The 18,037-nt window shown below is 65.2% G+C and carries 20 protein-coding genes; 3 read left to right on the top strand and 17 right to left on the bottom strand.

Features of this window, described 5'->3' with window-relative positions:
• The 16 genes from JWN03_RS32285 to uraD (JWN03_RS32210) all read right to left on the bottom strand — a co-directional run.
• Window positions 1-545 (bottom strand): thiamine pyrophosphate-binding protein (locus JWN03_RS32285; protein ID WP_297622903.1); only part of this gene is annotated, 545 nt, incomplete at its 3' end.
• Between the two features lies 1 nt (window position 546).
• Complete coding sequence (locus tag JWN03_RS32280; protein ID WP_297622901.1) at window positions 547-729, bottom strand: hypothetical protein; 183 nt, start codon at window positions 727-729, stop codon at window positions 547-549.
• On the bottom strand, window positions 726-1,601 hold the full coding sequence (locus JWN03_RS32275; RefSeq protein WP_297622899.1) for an NAD(P)-dependent oxidoreductase: 876 nt from the start codon (window positions 1,599-1,601) through the stop codon (window positions 726-728). The genes JWN03_RS32280 and JWN03_RS32275 overlap by 4 nt, the downstream gene beginning before the upstream one ends.
• The gene (locus JWN03_RS32270) at window positions 1,598-2,395 is read right to left on the bottom strand and encodes a hydroxypyruvate isomerase family protein (protein ID WP_297622897.1); all 798 of its coding nucleotides are present in this window, start codon (window positions 2,393-2,395) and stop codon (window positions 1,598-1,600) included. Before JWN03_RS32270 ends, JWN03_RS32275 begins: the two co-directional genes overlap by 4 nt.
• Complete coding sequence (locus JWN03_RS32265) at window positions 2,392-2,772, bottom strand: allophanate hydrolase-related protein (protein WP_297622895.1); 381 nt, start codon at window positions 2,770-2,772, stop codon at window positions 2,392-2,394. The genes JWN03_RS32270 and JWN03_RS32265 overlap by 4 nt, the downstream gene beginning before the upstream one ends.
• A 129-nt stretch (window positions 2,773-2,901) precedes the next feature.
• Entirely contained in the window at window positions 2,902-4,308 is a 1,407-nt protein-coding gene (locus JWN03_RS32260) for a nucleobase:cation symporter-2 family protein (protein WP_297622893.1), read from the bottom strand.
• Between the two features lie 10 nt (window positions 4,309-4,318).
• Window positions 4,319-5,224 carry a factor-independent urate hydroxylase gene (pucL, locus tag JWN03_RS32255; protein ID WP_297622891.1) on the bottom strand — a complete coding sequence of 302 codons (906 nt, stop codon included), beginning with the start codon at window positions 5,222-5,224 and terminating at the stop codon, window positions 4,319-4,321.
• Window positions 5,225-5,232: 8 nt separating this feature from the next.
• Window positions 5,233-5,568 (bottom strand): hydroxyisourate hydrolase, encoded by a 336-nt coding sequence (gene uraH / locus JWN03_RS32250; RefSeq protein ID WP_297622889.1) that lies wholly within the window; start codon window positions 5,566-5,568, stop codon window positions 5,233-5,235.
• Complete coding sequence (uraD, locus tag JWN03_RS32245) at window positions 5,568-6,062, bottom strand: 2-oxo-4-hydroxy-4-carboxy-5-ureidoimidazoline decarboxylase (RefSeq protein WP_297622887.1); 495 nt, start codon at window positions 6,060-6,062, stop codon at window positions 5,568-5,570. Before uraD (JWN03_RS32245) ends, uraH (JWN03_RS32250) begins: the two co-directional genes overlap by 1 nt.
• A 193-nt stretch (window positions 6,063-6,255) precedes the next feature.
• Complete coding sequence (locus JWN03_RS32240; RefSeq protein WP_297622885.1) at window positions 6,256-6,645, bottom strand: helix-turn-helix domain-containing protein; 390 nt, start codon at window positions 6,643-6,645, stop codon at window positions 6,256-6,258.
• A complete protein-coding gene (locus JWN03_RS32235) occupies window positions 6,638-6,880 on the bottom strand; it encodes a thiamine-binding protein (RefSeq protein ID WP_297622883.1) in 243 nt (80 codons plus the stop codon). Before JWN03_RS32235 ends, JWN03_RS32240 begins: the two co-directional genes overlap by 8 nt.
• Before the next feature lie 133 nt (window positions 6,881-7,013).
• Entirely contained in the window at window positions 7,014-8,453 is a 1,440-nt protein-coding gene (locus JWN03_RS32230) for an NCS2 family permease (RefSeq protein ID WP_297622881.1), read from the bottom strand.
• 221 nt (window positions 8,454-8,674) lie between these two features.
• The gene (locus JWN03_RS32225; RefSeq protein WP_297622879.1) at window positions 8,675-10,072 is read right to left on the bottom strand and encodes an 8-oxoguanine deaminase; all 1,398 of its coding nucleotides are present in this window, start codon (window positions 10,070-10,072) and stop codon (window positions 8,675-8,677) included.
• Between the two features lie 16 nt (window positions 10,073-10,088).
• Entirely contained in the window at window positions 10,089-10,961 is an 873-nt protein-coding gene (gene pucL / locus JWN03_RS32220) for a factor-independent urate hydroxylase (RefSeq protein ID WP_297622877.1), read from the bottom strand.
• A 1-nt stretch (window position 10,962) separates the two neighbouring features.
• Complete coding sequence (gene uraH / locus JWN03_RS32215) at window positions 10,963-11,262, bottom strand: hydroxyisourate hydrolase (RefSeq protein WP_297622875.1); 300 nt, start codon at window positions 11,260-11,262, stop codon at window positions 10,963-10,965.
• Window positions 11,259-11,795, bottom strand: a complete 537-nt coding sequence (gene uraD / locus JWN03_RS32210; RefSeq protein WP_297622873.1) for a 2-oxo-4-hydroxy-4-carboxy-5-ureidoimidazoline decarboxylase — start codon at window positions 11,793-11,795, stop codon at window positions 11,259-11,261. Before uraD (JWN03_RS32210) ends, uraH (JWN03_RS32215) begins: the two co-directional genes overlap by 4 nt.
• A 162-nt stretch (window positions 11,796-11,957) precedes the next feature.
• Between uraD (JWN03_RS32210) and JWN03_RS32205 the strand changes: the two genes are divergently transcribed.
• The 3 genes from JWN03_RS32205 (at window position 11,958) to JWN03_RS32195 (ending at window position 15,693) form a co-directional block, all read left to right on the top strand.
• On the top strand, window positions 11,958-13,466 hold the full coding sequence (locus tag JWN03_RS32205; protein ID WP_297622871.1) for a helix-turn-helix domain-containing protein: 1,509 nt from the start codon (window positions 11,958-11,960) through the stop codon (window positions 13,464-13,466).
• A 130-nt stretch (window positions 13,467-13,596) separates the two neighbouring features.
• Window positions 13,597-14,019, top strand: a complete 423-nt coding sequence (locus JWN03_RS32200; protein ID WP_297622868.1) for a hypothetical protein — start codon at window positions 13,597-13,599, stop codon at window positions 14,017-14,019.
• A 15-nt stretch (window positions 14,020-14,034) separates the two neighbouring features.
• The gene (locus JWN03_RS32195; protein WP_297622866.1) at window positions 14,035-15,693 is read left to right on the top strand and encodes a hypothetical protein; all 1,659 of its coding nucleotides are present in this window, start codon (window positions 14,035-14,037) and stop codon (window positions 15,691-15,693) included.
• A gap of 76 nt (window positions 15,694-15,769) precedes the next feature.
• Here the strand turns inward: JWN03_RS32195 and JWN03_RS32190 are convergent, their stop codons facing one another.
• Window positions 15,770-17,833, bottom strand: a complete 2,064-nt coding sequence (locus tag JWN03_RS32190; RefSeq protein WP_297622864.1) for a neutral/alkaline ceramidase — start codon at window positions 17,831-17,833, stop codon at window positions 15,770-15,772.
• Window positions 17,834-18,037: the final 204 nt, after the last annotated feature.

Genomic DNA, 18,037 nt, shown 5'->3' with positions numbered 1-18,037 from the left:
TCGAGGGGCGAGTAGGTCTCGATATCGAATTCGATCTCGGCCAACTGCACATCGATCGGCAGGTCGATCAGCACCGGACCGGGACGCCCGGAACGCATGAGCTGGAACGCCTTCTGGAAGGTGCCGGGCACCTGCGCGGGCTCCAGGACGGTGACCGCCCACTTGCTCACCGGAGCGGCAATGGAGGCGATATCGACGGCCTGGAAATCTTCCTTGTGCAGCTTGGCCACCGGCGCCTGCCCGGTAATGCACAGGATCGGAATGGAATCCGCACTCGCGGCGTACAACCCGGTGATCATGTCGGTGCCCGCAGGTCCGGAGGTACCGATGCAGATGCCGATATTGCCGGGCGCGGCCCGCGTATAGCCTTCGGCCATGTGCGAGGCCGCTTCGACGTGCCGGGCGAGCACGTGCCGAATGCCGCCGTGCGCCCGCATGGCGCTGTAGAAGGGGTTGATGGCCGCCCCCGGAAGGCCGAATGCCTGTGTCGCACCCTCTTTTTCGAGAATGAGCACCGCCGCATCGACTGCCCGCATACGTGTCATATCAGATCCCCTTTCGAGTCAGTAGCGCCAGCGGCCGACTCGTCGATTCGGCAAGCGGTGACAGGCTCCGGTGCTGGACGGTGACCCGCTCCACCACCCAGCCCTGCGGTACGGCGAGGGCGCAGATGCCGTGCCCGTGCGCCATATTCGGGCCGTGCCCGATGCTCAGCGCGGGCGCTGTCACGCCTGTCCCTTCCCGGACAGCGCCTCGGCCACCAGCAGCAGTGCGGAATGATCCAGCGAACCGTGGCCCATGGCACGGGCGGCGGCAATGAGCTGAGCGGTGAGCGCGCCCATGGGGATCGAGATCTCGGCCTGCCGGGCGGCCTGCAGGATGATGCCCATATCCTTGTGGTGCAGGTCGATGCGGAAGCCGGGCTGGAAGCTGCGCTCCAGCATGGACTTTCGCTTGAGCTCCAGGATCTTGCTGCCGGCCAGACCACCGGCGAGCACATCTAGTCCGGCGGCGGCATCCGCGCCCAGGCCCTCCATGAGCAGGATCGCCTCGGCCACCAGGGCGTAGGTGCCACCGACCACCAGCTGGTTGGCAGCCTTCACCACCTGTCCGGCGCCGTTCGGGCCTACCAGGGCGATGGTCTTGCCGACGGTCTCGAAAATCGGCAGGGCAGTGTCGAAGTCGGCTTCCGTACCGCCGACCATGATGGACAGCGCGGCATTGATCGCACCGGGCTCGCCGCCGCTGACAGGTGCGTCGAGCACGCGCAGCTGCTTCTTCGCGCCCTCGGTGGCCGTCCAGATGGAGGTCTTGGGCGTAATGGAGGAGAAGTCGATGTACAGCGTGCCCGGAGCGGCGTGCTCGAGAATGTCGGCGAAGACCGCTTCGACGTGCTCGTCCTGCGGCAGCATGGTGATGACGATGTCCTTGTCGCGCACCGCCTCCGCCGCGCTGCCCGCGGTGGCGCCGCCGGCCGCCTTCAGCTTCTCCAGGCCCGCGGGCGAGAGATCGAATCCCGTGACGTCATGACCCGCCTTGACCAGATGACCCGCCATGGGGCCGCCCATGATTCCGAGGCCGACGAAACCGATCGTGCTCACTTGATCCACTCCCAATCCAGTTCAGGGTCTTTGTATTCCAGGCCGATCCAGCCGTCGTAGCCGGCCTTGTCGAGGTCGCCCAGCAGCGCCTCGAGGTCGAGCTCACCGCTGCCGGGGCGGCCGCGCCCCGGCGTATCGGCGATCTGCACATGGCCGAGGTATCCGGCCCAGGTGTCGATGACCGCGGGTAGGTTCTCGCCCATGCGCGCCAGGTGGTAGAGGTCGCAGAGGAAGCGCACATTCGGCTCGCCGACCTGCTCGATGATCCGGATGGCATGTCCGGCGGAGACGATCGGATAGTCCTGCGACTCATACACATTGAGCGCCTCGAGCAGCACGATCGCATCGATCCGCTGCGCCGCCACGGCGGCCAGTCGCAGGTTCTCCAGGGCCAGCTCATCCTGCTTCGCGGGGTCTTCCCCGGCGATCCTGTTGCCGTACAGCGCATTCAGGGCCTTGCAGCCGGTGCGCTCGGCAATGCCGACGGCGACCTCGATATTGTCGCGGAACCGGCTCTCCTGACCCGGCACCGAAACCAGTCCGCGCCCAGCGGGAATCAGGTCGATGAAGTTCAGCCCGACCAGCTGCACTCCAGCCTCGTCGATAGCCGAGACGAACGCATCGATCTCACTGTCCGCGGGCGTGGCGTTCTCGCCGAAGGGCCACCAGAATTCCACCGCGTCGAATCCGGCGGCCTTGGCGGCGGCGGGACGCTGCAGCAATGGCAGATCCGTAAAGAGGATCGAGCAATTGACGTCGTATTTCCGGGGCGCACCCCCGGTCGTGAACTTCATTTGCTTCCTTCGCGATAGGTCGTCCAGCTACCGAATTCAGTGATATCGACCAGCTGCGGATACGAGACGGGCGGACGGCGCAGCACCATCGAAAGCACCGAGCGCTTGTCGTCGAGTTCGATGACGCCCAGTTCCAATTCCGGCGGCTCGGCCGGAAGAAGGCTCGTACGCAGCACATCCATAGGCACATCGAATAACTCGCCCGCAATCGCGGTGCCGCCGTCCGATACCGGATGCAGTCCCGGGAAGCGATCTCCCACCGCATAGAACCGGTACTGCGGCGCCGTCTTCACCTCTCCGGCGAACGGAGCGCCCGCGAGCAGGTGATTCAGTGGACCGCCGCGCATCGCGCCGCCGTTCAGGAAAATAAGGGGCATGTGAAAAATCCTTCCTCCCCCGTTGGGGGAAAGTATGTCGGCGATCACGTCGTCTTCGTAAGACGTGATCAGCACAATGGTGGGAATCGATTCGGCGGCGATTTCGTAGGTTCGTCCAGCCCGGATGGCTCAGTCCCGGACGTCGTCTTCGATTCGCTCGCCGATTCCGTCGCGTTCGTCGTCCGCGGCCGCGAAGACCGAGGCGCCCGAACGATTGCCGATCGTCAACTCGTTGAACAGCAGGTTGAGCACGATCGCGGATATTGCGGTGGCACTGATCCCGGACTGCATGATCACCGCGAACGATTGCGGGAATGCGTCCCAAAATGCCGGAGCGGCAATCGGAATGAGGCCGCCGGCCAGACCCACCGCGACGATCACCATGTTCAGGTTGTCGTGGAACTCCACCCGTGCCAGCGTCCGAATGCCGCTCGCCGCAACGGTTCCGAACAGGACGACACCCGCGCCGCCCAGTACCGGATAGGGGATTCCGGCCACCACCGCGCCGAATACCGGGACGAATCCCAGGAGCAGCAGCACCAGACCGCCGGTGGCGACCACGAACCTGCTCTTGATGCCGGTCAAGGCCACCAGTCCGATGTTCTGCGCGAACGCACTGCACGGGAAGGACCCGAACAGCGGCGCAATGGCGGAGGAGGCCATATCCGCCCGCAGCCCGTCCGCGACCCGGCCGGTGTCGATGTCGGCGCCGACGATCTCACCGATGGTGATGACGTCGGCGACGGTCTCGGTCATGATCACCAGCATCACGATGGTCATCGAGACAATCGCTCCCGCATTGAAGACGGGCGAGCCGAACGGCAGGATCGACGGCAGTGCGATCAGCTTGGTCTGCCCCACCGCCGAGAAGTCGGTGCGGCCCGCGAGGGCGGCGACGACGGTGCCCAGTATCAGCCCGATCAGAATGGACAATCGCGAGATCGCGCCCTGGAAGACCCGGCTGATCACCAGGATCGCCAGCAGCGTGAGCCCGGCCAAACCGATATTGCCCATCGACCCGTACCCGGATTTGTGCGGGTCGTTGCCCATCGCCCAGGTGAAGGCCACCGGCATGAGCGACAGGCCGATCACCGTGATGATGGTGCCGGTGACCACGGCCGGGAACAGGCGCACCAGCCGCGCGAAGAACGACGACAGCACCAGCCCGATCAGCCCGGACACAATGATCGCGCCGTATACCGCGCGCAGCCCGTCGGACTGGGCGATCGTCACTATCGTCGACACGGTCACGAACGAAATGCCTTGCACGATGGGCAATCTGCTGCCGACCCGGCCGAGGCCCAGGGTCTGCAACAGCGTCGCCGCACCGGAGATGAACAGTCCGGCGGTGACCAGCAGGGCCATGTCGGTGGCGGAGAGTCCGGCCGCACCGCCGATGATGAGCGGCGGCGCGATCACCCCGCCGTACATGGTCAGGATGTGCTGAATCCCGTAGGCGAGCGTCCTGCCGAAGGGATAACGTTCGTCCTCGGGCCCCGGATGTCGTTCTCGTGCTTGCAGTTTCACATTGAACACCGCGTCCTCCTCAGCAAAACCCGGGAACGCCGAACCACGCATTGCCTGCGGGCGTCGCGTCGTCTCGGTGCAGGGCGGCTTCGATGAGGCCGTAGGGCCGGTCCGCGGCGATGAACACCTCACCCGGGTTCTCCACGTGGAAGGGACTCAGATCCACCAGGAAATGGTGCTTGTTAGGGGCGGAGAACTTGATCTCGGCGACCTCGCGGTGCCGCTCCAGTACCGCGCGGCCCATGCTGTAGAGGGTCTGCTGCAGTGCCAGTGAATGCACCACGGCGAACTGCCGCAGCAGGGTGGAGCGAATCTGGGTGTAGGACTTGTCCCAGTCCACATCCGTGCGGTCATAACGCCACCGCGCTACCAGCGAGGTCGCCATGATGCGGTCCTTGGTGGGCTGCAGCGTCGTGTACTTGTCCTCGAAAAATCCACTGAACTCCGAACCGGTGGACTTGAGCAGCACCAGGTCTTTGATGCCGGTCACCACGTGGGTCCGCCGATCCGCGCCGTAGCCGTCCATATTGACGATCGTGGTGCGCACTCCCCCACCGGCCTGCGTGAACGAAAAGTCGTGCTCTACACCGTCGACCGGAATCCGGTCCCAGGCGTACTCCTCGATCTCGATACGGGCGCCGTCGGCGCCGGGGCCACGCGAGATGAAGTGGTCGGCCAGTGTCAGACCGAAGTCCTCGATCGCGCCGATGCCCTTCTCCTTCGCGAAGGAGAAGGCGGTGTTCTTCTGGGTATCGGTGGGCAGGATGTCCCGCTGATCACCGGTGACGTGCGCGTCCTCGAACCGGCCGCGCAGCGCCGAGGAGACATTGAGATCCCGGATGGTGTGCCGCGAGCTGTCGCGATAGATGCGCACGACCCGGTTCTCGGCCTTGCCGTACTGATTTTGTCCAAGCTGGATGGCCATGGAAAACGTCAACTCCCTCGATAGGCCGAACAGGCGAATGGGCTGAGCAGCAGCGGCACGTGGTAGTGCGCACGGCCGCCGGTGGGGGTGAAGCTGATGTCGACGGCGGACAGGAAGTAGTCCTGCCCGGTGGTGGTGGCATAGTCGGCGACGTCGAAAACGAGGCGGTAGCTGCCGGAATCGAGATGGTCGGGGCCGAGGTCCGTGATGCGGCCGTCCACGTCGGTGACGCCGGCGGCGAGCACTCTGGGCGCGTCCGCTCCGATTCGCTCCAGCCGCACCGGAACTCCTGCGGCGGGCACACCCCGCGCGGTGTCGAGCACATGCGTGGTGATCGCGCTCATCAGACGATCACCTTCTGCAGCCGCAGGCGGACGATCTTGCGCAGTTCGGTGCGGATCACCTTCGCCTCGGTGGCCTCGTCGTTGCCGAGGCGCAACAGGACCGCGGTGAGAATGTCCGAGGCCGGCAATCCGGTTGCACAGATGAGGAAGACTCGGCCGAATCGCTTCTCGTAGAGTCGATTCGCGGAGTCCAGGGCGGCGACGGTCTCCACATCGGCGGCCACGCAGGACTGCTCCTCACGCGACCAGGAGGAACCGAGATCCCTGCCATCGCGCCGCTCTCCGATGCGCGGGTGCGCCGCCACGGCGATCTCCACGTCGGCCGGTTCGAAGTCGGCGGCCGAGCGGTCGGCCGCATCGAGCAGGGCGTCGAGGTTCCGATAGGGCCGGGCGGCCAGCAGGGCATCGGCCCAGGCCGGCACATCACAGCACTCGAGCAGGGCGGGCCGAAGCCGTGCACTCTCCCACCCGTTGAACTCATCCACAGTGACCATATCCAGCACTTTCTCGCATTGCGGAAGTTATGTTCCGCTCTACGAAATGGTGTCACGGGTCACTGCGGCGCGTCAACAGTTTGTTGAAAGTTCTTGAAAGCAGTACACACCGCTTGCCCGTGACCAGCACAGAAACGACAAAACCCGCTGCAATGCAGCGGGTTTCAAAGTCTGTTCGGAGGATTCCGGACGCTCAGGGGCGAGTCCTGTTGAGATAGTTGTAGACCGTGAAGCGGGTGACACCCAGCGCCTCGGCGACCGTTTCGGCCGACTTGCGGTAGCTGAACGCACCGCGCTCTTCGAGCAATCGCACCGCGACTTGCTTCTCGGCCCGGGGCAGATCAGCCAGTGCCGTACCGAATTCGGCGGCGACCTCGCTCAGCAAGCGCCGGATCCCATCCGCCGGTTCGGCATCCGCGGCGGAGAGCCGGACGCCGGCCAGCGTCGCACCCTCCCAGACCAGTGGCACATCGTCGGGCAGACAATCCGCGACCGGAATCAGAGTGCCGCCCACACGTTCCAGCAGGGGCGCCAGCGTCACCAGCACCGGGTGGGTGACGTCCGGCGCGGCGCGCTCACTCATCGGCCTGCTCGACCTGCAGCGTCACCCGCGACGCGCCATTGGCGAATGCCACGGCGAGCATCTTCTGCAGTGCCGGCAGCAGCACCGCGTCCGGACCCGCGACCGACGTTCCCAGCGGGCCGAATTCGCAGGTCAGACCGAGTTCATCCAGCGCGGCAAAGGTTTCCGTGGCATGTGCCGGCGGTTCGCCCCCGCCGTCGAAGGGTTCGGTCGTGAATTCCGCGCGCAGCCGCATGGCCACCAGGTTATTCCCTCACTTGTCGGCGAATTCCAGCGCGCTCCCGGATCGACCCACCGGTCTGCGACGACTCGCGGCACAACCTCGTGGACCACAGTCTCCACGCAGTTGTGCCGCGATGCCGTGCCTGTCAGCCGCCCAGGACCTGTTCTATGCCGTTGATCCCGAAGTAGGCGGCGAAGACCAGGCTGACCACGCCCACCAGCCAATGGATTTCGCGGAACTTGCCCCGCGCCAGCTTGATCACCGTGTAGGAGATGAGGCCGGCGCCGACACCATTGGTGATCGAGTAGGTGAACGGCATGAGCGCGATGGTGATGAAGGCAGGGACCGCGATTTCGAGGTCGTTCCAGTCGATCTTGCGGGCCTGGGTCATCATGAGCGCCCCGACCAGTACCAGGGCGGGCGCCGCGGCCTGAATGGGCACCACCGCCGCGAGTGGGGTGAAAAACACTGCCGCGCAGAACAACCCACCGGTAACGATGCTGGTGAGTCCGGTACGAGCGCCCTCACCGACGCCCGTCGCGGATTCCACGTAGACCGTGCTGCCCGCACCGCCGCTGAGCCCGCCGATAACTTGGGCGATGCCGTCGACGGTCAGGATCTTGCCGATGCCCGGCATGGTGCCCTTCTCGTCCAGCAGCCCGGCCTCGTCACACACACCGAAAACCGTGCCCATGGCATCGAAGAAGCCGGTCAGCACCAGAGTGAAGAGCACCACGCTCGCCACCAGTCCGCCGGCGCGAGCAAAGCCGCCGAACAGATCGATATTGAACATGAGCCCGAAATCCGGTGTGGCGAACAGGGATTTGGGCGCTTCGGGAACGACGGTTCCCCAGGTCTTCGGATCGATCTTCGCCGCCCAGTTGATCACGATCGCAAGCACCGTCGAGACGGCGATGCTGATCAGAATCGCACCCGGCACCTTGCGGACGTAGAGCGCGAGCATGAGTAGCAGTCCGACGGCGAAAACCACCACGGGCCAGCCCTGTAGGTGACCGTCGACGCCGAGGGTGACCGGCGGTCCGCCCGCCGAGCCGTGGCCGACCACTCCGGCGGAGACCAGGCCGATCATGGCGATGAACATGCCGATTCCGACACCGATGGCGTGCTTGAGCGCTACCGGAATGGCATTGATGATCAAGGTTCGCAGGCCGGTAGCGGCCATGATCACAATGATCACGCCCATCAGCGCCACCAGGCCCATGGTCTGCGGCCAGGTCATGTGCGGCGCTGCCTGGAAGGCGACAACCGGCACCACACCCAGGCCCGCGGCGAGCGCCAGCGGGACATTGCCCACCAGACCCATGAGGACCGTGGACAATCCGGCCGAGAAGGCGGTGGCGGTGGTGAGCTGAGCGATGCTCAGATGGTTACCGTCGATATCGGTGACCCCGCCGAGAATGAGCGGGACGAGCAGGATAACGTAGGCCATGGCGACGAATGTGGTGATTCCGCCACGGATTTCGCGAGAGACAGTAGTGCGACGTTCACTCAACTTGAAGAACCGGTCGAGTGCCGACCCACCGGCAAGTGTGGTGGTGGGGGTCGGGGATTGGATCTGGGTCATGGCATGCCCTCCTAAGGGCGTAGCCGACCTACGGTCCGGGTTCATCGTTCCGGGCCGCGGATTCGGTGACTGCTGTTGTGGGGTCCTTACCGGCGAAAGCCGATCTGCCCCTGTTGATCAACTGCTCCGGATGATGTCTTCCGGTCGTGCCCGCACCGGGCTGATGTGCCCGGTGCCATTGAGAACCTGCGTTTCCTCCATCACTGCTCGGGATGATGTAGTCATTGGGACTCCTGACGCAGCAACCGCTTCCGGGCCAGTAGGCCCGCGCGGCCGACCTGATCGTGCGGGAGAGTGCGCAGTTCGTCGTTGGCCACCACGGTGCGGCCGCCCACGAACAGCCGGGCCAGCGGCGGGGTAGGTCCGAAGACCAAGGCGCACACCGGATCCGCGACCGCAGCACGGAAGCCGTCGACTCGCCAGACGGCGATATCGGCGAGCTTGCCGGGCTCCAGGGAGCCGATCTCGTGCTGGCGGCCCAGGTTTCGCGCTCCGCCCAGGGTGCCCATTTCCAGAGCCTGGCGGGCGGTGAGCGCGGTGGGACCGTGCACGGCGCGCTGGAAGAGCATGGCCTGGCGCATTTCGCCCGCCATGGAGGTCAATTCGCTGGAGGCCGCGCCGTCGACACCCAGGCCGACCGGAGCGCCGGCGGCCAGCAGGTCGGAGATACGGGCGATACCGGCGCCGAGGCGGCCGTTGGAGCTCGGGCAGTGCGCCGTGCCGGTACCCGTCTCGGCGAAGCGGCGAATATCGACATCGTGCAGATGGACGGCGTGCGCGAACCATACGTCGTCGCCGAGCCAGCCCAGCTTCTCCATGTATTCGACCGGGGTGCAACCCATCTGGGCGATGCAGTGCTCTTCCTCGTCGATCGTCTCAGCGAGGTGGGTGTGCAGGCGCACGCCCTTGGTGCGGGCCAGCACAGCGGCATCGACCATGAGGCCCTCGCTCACCGAGAAGGGCGAGCAGGGGGCGACGGCGACGCGCAGGATCGAGTCGAAGGAATCATCGTGGTACTTGTTGATGATCTCTTCGGTATTGATCAGGATTTCTTCGCGATCCTCGACCACCTCGTCCGGCGGCAGCCCGCCCTGGGACTGTCCGCGGTCCATGGAACCGCGGCACGGGTGGAAGCGCAGGCCGATCTCCCGGGCGGCACTCACCTCGGCCTCGAACAGATCACCGCGGCCCTTGGGGAAGATGTAGTGGTGATCGCTGGAGGTGGTGCAGCCGGTCAGCGCCAGCCAGCCCAAACCGGCTGTGGCAGCGCCGTATACGACATCGGCGTCCATGCCGGCCCAGGTCCGGTAGAGGCCGGTCAGCCATTCGAACAGCGTCGAATCCTGGAACAGGCCCTGGGTGGCCCACTGGTAGAGGTGGTGGTGGGTGTTCACCAGGCCCGGGGTTACCAGGCAGCCGGTGCCGTCGAGGCGCTCGGCGCCCAGCACCGTCGGCGCCGGTCCGGCGCCGACGGCGGTGATCCGGCCACCTTCGGCAACGAGGTAGCCCGATTCGATCTCGTCACCGACAACCGGTGCGATATAGGCGTTCTCGATCACGATCTTGCCCAAGTTGCGGATGAACGCGTCGCCCGGGGTACCAGTTCCTGAGAAGTTCACTGCATCGCTTCCGTATTCAGGACCAGGCCGGGCCGGCGGGAGGAACTTCACGCACCACCGTGCCCTCGATGAGGCCGTACGGACGGTCGGCGGCCCAGAATACTTCATTGTCATTGACCAGGCCGAACGGCGACAGGTCGACCTCGAAGTGATGCTTGTTGGGCAGCACCAGCTTGACTTCCACGATGTCGGAACAGGTTTCGAGTACCCGCTCCCCCATCTCGAACAGCGTCTGCTGCAGCGAGAGACTGTGGGTGTCCGCAAAGGCTTGCAGCAGACAACGTTTCACGATCTCGTAGGACTTGTCCCATTCGGTGTTCTGACCCGAATGCCGCCACTGCGCGTTCACCTCGGTGGCCAGCACGCGGTCACGGGTCTCGCGCAGCGTGGTGTAGCGGTCCTTGATGTAGCCGTGGAATTCCGACTTGGTGGTGTTGAGGACCACCAGATCCTTCAGGCCCGAGACCACCCAGGCCTGACCGCGGTCGTAGTGCACGAGGGCGGTGCGGGTCTCGCGGCCCGAGCGCACGAACGAATGCGGGTGGCTGTTGAGACCGACCACATTGCGCTCCCACTCGTATTCCTCGAGCTCGATGCGCGCGTGATCGATGGTCGGCTGCGAGTCGACGAAGTGCCGGGCCAGCTTCAGGCCGAACTCCTCCGGGGAGGCGATGCCGTGCTCCTTGGCGAAGGCGAAGACCGTGTTCTTCTGCGTATCGGTGGGCAGCACCGTCGAATTGTCACCGGTGAGGTGCACTTCTTCCATATCGCCGCCGAGCGCCACGCTGACATTGAGATCGCGGATCTGGTGTTTGGTCCCGCTCTTGTTGACCCGGACGACGCGGGTCTCCGCCTTGCCGTAGCGGTTGGGACCGAGCTTGATCGACATGTCAGCTACCTCGATATGTGGAGAAGGAATAGGGACTCAGCAGCAGCGGCACATGGTAGTGCTCCGCCGGGTCGGTGACCGTGAAGGCGATGGTCACCTCGGGATAGAAGGGGCTGATATCGCCGGTGTCGAAGATCAGCCGGTGCACTCCGGGTTCCGGGGCGGGCAATCCTTTGATGCGCCCGTCGGCATCGGTGCGATCCGCGGCCAGGACGGCTCCGTCGGCTCTTTCGAGCCGGACGGACACGCCGTCCGCGGGGCGACCGGTGGCCGCGTTCAGTACATGCGTCGAGAGGCTCATATCAACCCCAGCAGCTTGCGGATACGCAGGCGGGTGATGGCGACGAGTTCGGCGCGTACGACGGTGCGTTCCTCCGCGACCGAATTGCTCAGCCGGCGATTGAGCTCCGACAGCATTTCCTCGGCGCTGCGGCCGGTGGCGCGAATCAGGAAGACATGACCGAAGCGCTGCTCATAAGCCACATTGCCGGCTGCGAGTGCCTCGCGCACCGTATCGGCCGCGGTGGCGGCGCCGGACTGCTCGTCCTGCGACCACTGCGCCTCACGCTGTGCGGCATCTCCCGAAACCCCTTCGGCGCGTGCGGCTTCGGCACGTTCACCGATGCGGGGGTGCGCCTCGAGAGCTTCCTCCACATCCGGCCATGCGAGTTCGCTCAGCCCTGAAATCGCGGCCTGCATGAGACTCGAGTCGTTCACATAGGGCCGTCCGGCCACCATCTTCCGAGCCCATCGCCGCGATGCACAGCAGGTCAGCAGCTGGTCCTCGGCCTCTTCCAGGGGCAGCGAACCGAGCCATTCCAGGCGACCTGACATTCGACCTCCATCCATTGGCGACTTGCCGTGTAAGTACATCCGCCGGGGGTCTGCAGTGGCCAGGACGAGACCTCCGAATCTGTGGTCCAGTTCACACGGGCATACTTGTAGATACATCCAAGCCGGTAACCCCGGCGTCACCGACTGTTAGCGTTAGCAATCATGCGGTTGCGATCTTTGCTCGCCCTTTCGGACACCGGCCTCGAACTCGTCACAGGCGAGGACGAGCTCGACCGGTTCGTTCGCTGGGTCGTGACGACGGACATGCTCGACCCCTCGCGCTACCTATCCGGCGGCGAACTGGTGCTCACCGGGCTGCAGTGGTGGACCTCGGCGGCCGACAGCGATGTCTTCATCAGCGCCCTGGCTCGGGCCCGCGTTGCGGCCGTCGCCGCAGGTGACGCCCTTTACGGCGAACCCCCGGCCGATCTTGTCGACGCTTGCCGCCGGCACCGCATCCCACTGTTCCGGGTGCGCGAGGAGTTCGCCTTCGCCACCGTCGCCGAACAGATCAATCGCAACCTGTCCACCGGGCGGGCCGCGGATCTGGCCGCCGTGCTGGACCGGCACCGCAAACTCGTCTCGGGTGGCGGGCTCGATTCGGTGCTAGAGCTAATTCATCGCAATCTCGGTACGGCCTGCTGGGTGGTGTCCTCGACCGGGCGTGTTGTCGCCGGGCCGGCCAAGGCTCCGCCGGAGCAAACTCGGGTTGCCTGCCTTGCCGCGCCGCGACTACCCGATGTGATCTCCTCCGATGGCAACCGGTTCACGCTGTTCGCCGTCGATCCGGACGGCACCTCGCGGGTCGCGGACTGGTTCATGGTGTTCGAAAGCGACTACAAGGATTGGCCCGAGGAGCGGCGCGCCATCATCGCCGAACTGGCCGGAATCGTTGCGCTGGAACGTGTTCGGCTGGACGACCGGCAGAGCGCGGAGGGCCGATTGGCGCAGGAGCTGATCGAGCTCATCGTCTCCGACGCCAAACCCGCCGATATCGTCTCGCGGCTCGAACTCACCGGGCTCGGGCTGTCCGAGCGTTATCTGGCCGTCGCCGCGACCGCCGACGCGGGTGGCGTCCGGCCGCGCGAATTGCGGGCGCTGTTGCGCGAAATCCTTTACGACAGAAGCCCTGCCGCGGGTGTGATCGACGGGGAAGCCATCGCGCTGGTTCCCATCGGCGAGGACGGCAGTCTCGAGGACCGCATTCACCGCGCCGTGGAAGCCCTCGAACCCGGACTGCAGGGCAGCCGCCTCTCGGTGGGCATCAGCGGCGGCGTGGACGGCGAAAGTCTGCGTGGCGCAGTCGAAGAGGCGCGTTACGCGCGCCGTATGGCCGCCGAACGCAACCAGCCGACCAGCGTTGTGCGCCACGATGAACTGGCCACGCACATGCTGCTGCTGGCCAGCGTCCCCGACGAAGTCCGCCGCATGTTCCGAGTCCGGCTCCTGGATCCCCTCAGCAACTACGACCGGGACAATCGAGCCGACCTCATCCACACTCTCGAAACGTTCCTTCAGGTCTCGGGTTCCTGGACCAAGTGCGCCGAGCTCCTGCACCTGCACGTGAACACCCTGCGGTACCGAGTCCAGCGCATCGAGGAACTCACCGACCGTGACCTGTCCCGCCTCGAGGACCGCGTCGACTTCTTCCTGGCCCTCGCCCTCCGCTGATCCTTCAGGGCGCGACAGCGACCTTCCAAGCGACACTCCCCGGAGCCGGCCTACTGCCAGCAGTGGGAAATCCAGAATCGTCCGATCGAGTTATGGTGGCGTTCCCCTGCACACCGCATCGGAGAAAACCATGGCGCCCCGACCAGAACCGCCGGGCGGTAGCGACACCACCGGAACAGTTCCGCTGCATTTCGACCCGGCTACATATCCGGTCGCCGTCACCGGTGTTGCCATCGCATACAACTCCATGTCCGAAGTGGCGACGGCGAACAACCCGCACCCCGACACTCCGGCTGCCGCCTTCGGCCCAATTGCGCAGGCGTGGACCGCCTTCCACACCGCGTGGAGCTCGGAAGTGCAGTCGGCGGCGCAGGCTCTGAGTGCGATGGTGCAACTGTTACCCAGCGTCGGCGTGGCACTCGACACCAGCGACGGGGATGGCGGCGGCGCCGTCTCGTCGCTGGCGGGGGACGGTCCGGGCGTCGGGCAGGGAGGGCGCGCCCCGTACACCTCGCCACCAGGAGGGACCCGACAAACACGCCTCGCAGGGTGAGCGCGAACCGCGACGATGAGCTCCCCGACCGCGATTTCGGCCCTCCAGCAAATCCAGGACCAGCTCGACCAACTCTCCGGTGTGCACGGCAACCCCGCGCTCCTGCACGGACTGATCTCTGCCGCTCTGAAAGTTCCTGCGCCGGCAGGCGATGTCAAGGCCGCCGATGCCCGTGCGAATACATACCTGGCCGCCACGGCCACAACAGACGGCGTGATCGGAGATCTGAGCAATGTCGTGCGCAGCGCCCTGCCGGCCGCATGGCGAGGTGCCGGAGCCGAATCGGCGGCGCAGGCGCTACAGGCAGTGGCCTTGCAGGGCGCAACTATTCGGGACGGGTTCGATGACGGCCATCGCACTCTGAGCACCTGGGTGGGACACCTGAAGGACGCCCAGAAGCGTGATGGTCAGGGACGAAGCCAGCTGAATGACGCGCTCGGCCTACTACCACCGCTGCAGGCTATATACATGCCCAGGTTCAGTAGCATTGCAACAAGCAAGCTTCCCGAGGCTCTGGGTGCGGCCATATCAGGCTGTAAGGACTTGGTCGCGGCCGCCCAATTGTCCGACAGCGCCGCACAGGATGCGATCAAAGCGTTGAATCAGTCGGCAGGGTCTGCTCGCGCTCGTCAGATCGGCACCACAAACGTCGACCCGCTTACCGCGGTGACCTTGGCCTACGCAGACCCGAAGGTGCTCGATTCGACCGCGATGACACGCGGTTCGCTGAAACTCGACGCTATGTCCGCTGCCGATCGCGCGGCATTCGAGAAGTTGCTGTCCGGCGCGCAGTCGCCCACGGAAGCCGAGTACCTGTGGAAAGCATTGGCTGCGGACTACTCCGCGGCCGATATCACTTCGTTCGATAAGGTGATCCACCCGCACGGCAATGATCTCGCATGGCTGGACAAACACCTGAATCCGAATATCGGAGATCCCAATACCACTCCGGGAGCGGCACATTCTCGAATTCTCAGTTACGACGGGGTCCGATGGTATCCCGCCGGCCCCGGAACGAGTGGCGCTTACGAGTACTACTCTCAAGGTGGCTACGGTGACTGTGTCGCCGCGTCGGTAACAGTTGCGAGCCTCAGCCGAGACCCCGTGCGCATGCTGGGTGTCACGACCGGACTAGGTCCCGCAGCAGTCACCGGCGGCAAAGACGATAGTTCTGCAGCCGTGCACGCTCGGCTGCAGAACCTCTACCTCCAGAACTATGCCGACGGTCAGAAGGCCGACGGCGCCAAGGTATTCGACACGACCAAGGGTATCGGCGGCCCGGGGCAATCGGCTCTGGATACCAAGATGCTCACTCCCTCGACAGGCAGTACCTACCAACTCCAGCCGCTGAACGATGCGGCGGCGCGAGCTGCCGCGCTGCCCAGCGTGCACGCCGCAGCGGAGATCGGCAAGCCGGTACCGATCGGTGTCGAGGGTCAGGTGACCACTGTGGACCATTCAATTCGAAGTCACCCGGAATTCGACACCGAGACGGCCTACCACCAGATGGTGGTCGTCGGCGCCAGCGGCGACGAACTCGAGATCTACAACCCGTGGGGAAACACCACCTGGGTCACCGACCAGCAGTTCATCGACGGCCAGATAGGCGCGGCCACCTCCGACTCTCCCGGCGGCGGCCTGCCGACTCCCGACGAGGTGCACATACCGCACTGAGTCACCGGTGGTGGCAGTGGCTGAGTTCGCGCGATCGGGTCCGCGACCGGGCGTCGCGGACCGCATCGACACGATGCTATGCGATGGTGAATTCGTTTGAGGTACCGGTGAATTGAGCCGTTGCTCCGGATCCGTCGCGGCGGTCGCCGAAGTACTGGATGCGGTACTGACCGGAGGTCGCGTCCTGCGGGACCGTCCATACGATGCGGATCAGTGAGGCGGCGTCATTGTCTGCCGGTCGCTCCCAATGCAGTTCGGTGCACCAGTCGTTGTCGTCGTAGACGCGTGTCCACCCGTCACCGGCGGAACGCTGTACCTCGAAGTAGGTGCTGCCGAGATGGAAGTTGTTGTTCGGGTGCGCTCCGACGAATTGCACCGAAACCGCATCTCCCGCACCACTGCTCGGGGCGGGCTGGGCCAGGACATCGCCGAATACATGGCCGGCGACCGGCACATCGGCGGGAACCGGGGACAACAGGTTGGGTTGGAGCCCTGAGGTCCAATCCAGCGGTGCGGGGCCACGTCCGAGGTCGGTGCGGGCGGCTACCGCTCGGGCGAGGCGGTCGAATTCCTGCATGTAGGCGGACAGGGTCCAGCGGCCGTAGAGCGTCTCACCGCCTTCATACTGTTGCGAGACATACTCTTCGGGCGTGGTGACGTATCCGCTGTAGCCGTTGGCGTAGCCCTGCATGAGGACGTTCTCGATCGGCACGCCGAGTGCACTGGCAACCACGCGCCGCACCCGCAGGCCCGATACGATGGTGAATTCCGCTGGGCCCGAGGCGAGTACGAGATCGCCGATACGCATGATCTGGATCGGCAGTACCTGCGGCACCCAGGGGCGCGGCGGCAGAATGCCGAGGGGCACGATCGTCAGTTTGGGCGCCTGCACATCGCGCATCCACTGCTCGATCGGCGCGTCGATCCCGCCGAGCGCCGCGATCATCGGATTGGTGTCGCCCTCGTGCAGGAACGGGATCTGGGTGTTCCAGTTGTCTTCCGAGCTGGTGGCGACCGCTGACGCGCCCATCATCGCCGGAGATGTCCGCGCGGGCTTGCCATCCGGGGTGTAGGAGCCGTCGATGGCGGTGTCGGCCATATTGACGTACCGGATGACCGAGTCGACGCCGCCGTTGGACATTGCCTGGGCGGAGGCGAAAGCCGTTCGCCCGGCCTGGTATTGACGTTCACCGATCAGTGCGCAATTGAGGCGGTTGTCCTCGGTCGGCCCGGAAGGATGCCAGGGGCGCACCGCCAGGTTCGGGGTCATATCACCCGGATTGGTCTGCGGGAACGCCGCGATGAAACCGGGCTGACCGTCGAGGTAGCGGCCGCCCATCTCGTCGTGCTCCCAGCGGTAGCTGGCGTAGCCCTTGTTGTCGGCGGAGATGAGGGTATTGCGATCGGTCAGCGAGGTGCCGTGGGTGGCGAACCAGGTGATGGCGCCGACGTCCTTGCCGCCCTGACGCAGTCGCAACACCGTCACCTTGGGGTCGATGCCCTCGGGGAATTCGGCCTTGTCCTCGGGCGGATTGAGATCGAAGGCGACTCGGGAGCGGTTGGCGCTGGCATCGTGCAGTTCACCGTGGCCGAGCATGATGGTGCCCGGGGCCAAACGGTCGTGCGCATTGGCGATCGCCGCGACGATGCCGTTCACCTCGGCGTCGGTGGAGTTCTGCTGAAAACCCTTCGCAGCCAGCGAGTATGCGTACTCACGGGCGGTGCCGCCACACGAATTGTGGTTGTGGGTGGCATTGATATTGACGTTGCGCTCGGTGTACACGTCGCCGAATCGCTTGGCCAGTTCCGTCATGACCGCGAGGTGGACCGACTGGAACAGACAGGCATTGTCGGTGTTCACGAACGCGACCCGGCCACCGGTCGTCTGGTCGACGATGATGTAGGCGCGGGCGAAGCAGCGGGTCAGCAATCCGGTGGTGATCTGATCCAGCTCCGAATAGCCCATCATGCCCTGGCCTGCGGGTGCGCCGGTCATATCGGCGATACCACATCCGACGAGATAGCCCTGGCCGCTGACCGGCTGGGCGGCAGCGGGCTTGGAGTGCAGCAGCCCGCTGGCGCCGACCGCGACGGCCGATGCCGCCGCGCCCACCAGCGCGGATCGCCGGGACACAATCATCGAGACTCCTCTGAGTTACGGGGTTGGCGGGACCGGTCCCAGTTCCGTGTCAGCACAGTATCGATGGATGGCCCGGCCTGTCGCGTTCAACCTTCGGCGGCGAGCCGCTTCGGCGATACGTTACCTGGACAAGTGACCATTTAGAATGGTGAACAGAAATCAATCCAGATCGACACGAACAGTTAACAGGTCGGATCCGGCCAG

The organism is Nocardia sp. (assembly GCF_025465275.1).
GTDB lineage: Bacteria > Actinomycetota > Actinomycetes > Mycobacteriales > Mycobacteriaceae > Nocardia.
Note: the sequence above shows the minus strand (reverse complement) of the source record. Positions and strands in the feature narration are given on the sequence as shown.